The organism is Vibrio sp. VP6 (assembly GCF_028823755.1).
Taxonomy (GTDB): domain Bacteria; phylum Pseudomonadota; class Gammaproteobacteria; order Enterobacterales; family Vibrionaceae; genus Vibrio; species Vibrio parahaemolyticus.
The window spans coordinates 1-3,853 of the sequence record NZ_JAPEID010000091.1 but is presented as its reverse complement, the minus strand read 5'-3'; the positions used below and the strand labels follow the sequence as shown (position 1 = coordinate 3,853).

The following is a 3,853-nucleotide window of genomic DNA, read 5'->3' as shown; positions in this document are numbered from 1 at the left end:
ACGCCGAGCTCGATCAATGGCTACAATTTGCCAATAGCATCTTCAATAAACTAGAAGACTTACCCGTTCCGACAATCTCAGTACTTAAAGGTCACACACTTGGCGGCGGCTGCGAATGCGTACTGGCTACCGACATGCGTATCGGTGACAAAACCACCAGCATTGGCCTACCAGAAACCAAACTGGGCATCATGCCAGGCTTTGGTGGTTGTGTGCGTTTACCGCGTGTTATCGGTGCAGATAGCGCGATGGAAATCATCACGCAAGGCAAAGCATGTCGTGCAGATGAAGCATTGAAGATTGGTTTATTGGATGCCGTGGTTGAAACTGATGCGTTGTATGAATCCGCATTGCAAACACTGACTTCAGCTATCAACGAAAAGATCGATTGGCAAGCACGTCGTAAACAAAAAACCTCACCACTGACACTCAGCAAGCTTGAGTCGATGATGAGCTTCACAATGGCAAAAGGCCTAGTGGCACAAGTAGCCGGTCCACACTACCCTGCGCCAATGACTGCAGTTATTACGATTGAAGAAGGCGCACGCTTTGCGCGTAACGAAGCACTCGACATTGAACGCAAGCACTTCGTTAAGCTAGCAAAATCAGAAGAAGCAAAATCACTAGTTGGCTTGTTCTTAAACGATCAATACATCAAAGGCATCGCTAAAAAAGCGGCGAAATCAGCAAGCAAAGACACTGAGCGAGCAGCGGTATTAGGTGCAGGCATCATGGGTGGTGGCATCGCTTACCAATCTGCGCTGAAAGGCGTGCCAGTATTGATGAAAGACATCGCCCAACCATCTCTCGATTTAGGCATGACCGAAGCGTCTAAACTGCTAAACAAACGCCTTGCTCAAGGTCGTATCGACGGCTTCAAGATGGCGGGAATTTTGGCATCAATTACCCCAAGCCTACATTACGCAGGCATCGAAAACTCAGATGTGATTGTTGAAGCTGTTGTCGAAAATCCAAAAGTAAAAGCAGCGGTACTGAGCGAAGTCGAATCGCACGTTGGTGAAGACACCGTCATTACATCAAACACATCGACGATTCCAATCAACCTATTGGCACAATCACTTAAACGCCCAGAAAATTTCTGTGGTATGCACTTCTTTAACCCTGTGCATCGCATGCCTTTGGTGGAAATCATCCGTGGTGAGAAAACTTCTGATGAAACCATCAACCGCGTAGTGGCTTACGCAGCGAAAATGGGTAAATCCCCAATCGTCGTGAACGACTGTCCGGGATTCTTCGTCAACCGCGTATTATTCCCGTACTTTGGCGGTTTCAGCATGTTGCTTCGTGACGGTGCAGACTTCACTAAAGTCGACAAAGTCATGGAACGCAAATTTGGCTGGCCGATGGGCCCGGCGTACTTGCTTGATGTAGTCGGCATCGATACTGCGCACCACGCACAAGCGGTGATGGCAGAAGGTTTCCCTGAGCGAATGGGAAAACAAGGTCGTGACGCGATTGATGCTCTATTCGAAGCCAACAAATACGGTCAGAAGAATGGCAACGGTTTCTACAGCTACACCATTGATAAAAAAGGTAAGCCTAAGAAAACCTTCACTGAAGATATCTTGCCAGTACTGGCAGACGTCTGCGCGGATAAACAAGAGTTCGATGAGCAGACCATCATCCAACGTATGATGATTCCGATGATCAACGAAGTGGTGCTGTGTCTGCAAGAAGGCATTATTGCAACTCCTCAAGAAGCAGATATGGCGCTGGTTTACGGCCTTGGTTTCCCTCCATTCCGCGGCGGTGTATTCCGCTACCTAGACAGCGTAGGTATTGCTGAATTTGTTGAAATGGCAAAACAGCACGCTGATCTAGGCGCGATGTACCATGTTCCGCAAATGTTGATTGATATGGCGGCGAAAGGCGAAAGCTTCTATGGCGCGCAACAGCAAGGTTCTATCTAAGGAGGGATTTCCAAAATGACTAATCAAACCAGAAACGTTGTCGTAGTCGATTGTCTACGTACCCCAATGGGTCGCTCTAAAGGTGGTGCTTTCCGTCATACTCGTGCAGAAGACCTTTCTGCGCACCTAATGAAAGGCATTCTGGCACGCAACCCACAAGTGAACCCAAGTGAGATTGAAGACATCTACTGGGGCTGTGTGCAACAAACGCTTGAGCAAGGCTTTAACATCGCGCGCAATGCAGCGCTGCTTGCTGGCCTACCAATTGAGATTGGCGCGGTAACCGTGAACCGTCTGTGTGGCTCATCTATGCAAGCCCTGCATGATGGTACTCGTGCAATCATGACAGGTGACGCGGAAATTTGCCTGATCGGCGGTGTCGAGCACATGGGTCACGTACCAATGAACCACGGTGTGGACTTCCACCCTGGCATGTCGAAAAATGTCGCCAAAGCCGCTGGTATGATGGGTTTAACCGCTGAAATGCTTGGTAAGCTTCATGGTATCAGCCGTGAGCAACAAGATGAGTTTGCGGCGCGCTCTCATGCTCGTGCTCACGCAGCAACATTGGAAGGTCGCTTTAAAAACGAAATCCTACCAACCGAAGGCCACGCAGCAGACGGTACGTTGTTCCAGTTAGATTACGATGAAGTGATTCGTCCAGAGACCACCGTTGAAGGTCTGTCTCAACTTCGTCCGGTATTCGACCCAGCGAACGGTACTGTAACAGCCGGCACGTCTTCCGCTTTATCTGATGGTGCATCCGCAATGCTGATCATGAGCGAAGAGAAAGCCAATGAACTTGGTTTGAAGATTCGCGCACGAATCAAAGGCATGGCGATCGCAGGTTGCGATCCATCCATCATGGGTTACGGCCCTGTACCTGCAACGCAAAAAGCGCTGAAACGTGCAGGTCTTGCAATTGAAGATATGGACGTTGTCGAGCTAAACGAAGCGTTTGCAGCGCAATCTCTGCCATGTGCGAAAGACCTAGGTCTGCTTGAGGTGATGGACGAAAAAGTGAACCTGAATGGCGGCGCGATTGCTCTAGGTCACCCATTGGGTTGTTCTGGTGCACGTATCTCAACAACACTTATCAACCTAATGGAAGCCAAGGACGCCAAATACGGCCTTGCGACCATGTGTATCGGTCTTGGTCAGGGTATCGCTACTGTCTTTGAGCGCCCGTAGCCCTTAACATCACCAGTTAGGTATCAACCAATACCAGCAAAATTTGGTATTACACTTAAGGCGGCATCTGATGTCGCCTTTTCTTTTATTAGGCACCCTATAATTTATGCACAAAACGCATAAATTAGATGATGAAGTTTCATTTTATTCATAAATAAAGAAGGCATACACTTACAGGCAGTTAATGGCTTGCTGCTCGTGGCATTCCTGCCGCGCTATCGCACACTCGGAGAACCTTATGTTTAATGCTCTAGTTCTAAACCAAGAAGACAAACGTACTATCGCAAACATCGAACAAATCGATGAAACACAACTGCCGGAAGGCGACGTACTGATTGACGTTGATTACTCATCGTTAAACTACAAGGACGGCCTTGCGATCACAGGGAAAGGTAAAATCATCCGCAACTTCCCAATGGTACCAGGCATTGATCTAGCGGGTACGGTCGTAAGCTCTGACGATGCACGCTACCAAGCAGGCGATAAAGTCGTTCTTACTGGCTGGGGTGTCGGCGAAAACCACTGGGGCGGTATGGCGCAACGTGCTCGTCTAAAAGCGGATTGGTTGGTTCCTCTACCAAAAGGCTTAGACAGCAAAAAAGCAATGATGGTCGGTACAGCTGGCTTTACCGCAATGCTGTGTGTTCAAGCTCTGCTGGATGCTGACATCAAACCAGAAGCTGGCGAAATCCTTGTCACTGGCGCCAGTGGCGGCGTAGGTTCGGTGGCGG

At 48.9% G+C, this 3,853-nt stretch carries 3 protein-coding genes; all 3 read left to right on the top strand.

The window, feature by feature from the left end:
• Positions 1 to 1,931, top strand: a 1,931-nt coding sequence (gene fadB, locus OU793_RS23725) for a fatty acid oxidation complex subunit alpha FadB (protein WP_274647875.1), incomplete at its 5' end; no start/stop codon positions are given.
• Positions 1,932 to 1,946: 15 nt separating this feature from the next.
• Positions 1,947 to 3,122, top strand: coding sequence for an acetyl-CoA C-acyltransferase FadA (gene fadA / locus OU793_RS23720; RefSeq protein WP_005458696.1), 1,176 nt, complete (start codon positions 1,947 to 1,949; stop codon positions 3,120 to 3,122).
• Positions 3,123 to 3,360: 238 nt separating this feature from the next.
• The coding region (locus OU793_RS23715) for an alcohol dehydrogenase catalytic domain-containing protein (RefSeq protein ID WP_274647874.1) at positions 3,361 to 3,853 on the top strand (493 nt) is incomplete at its 3' end.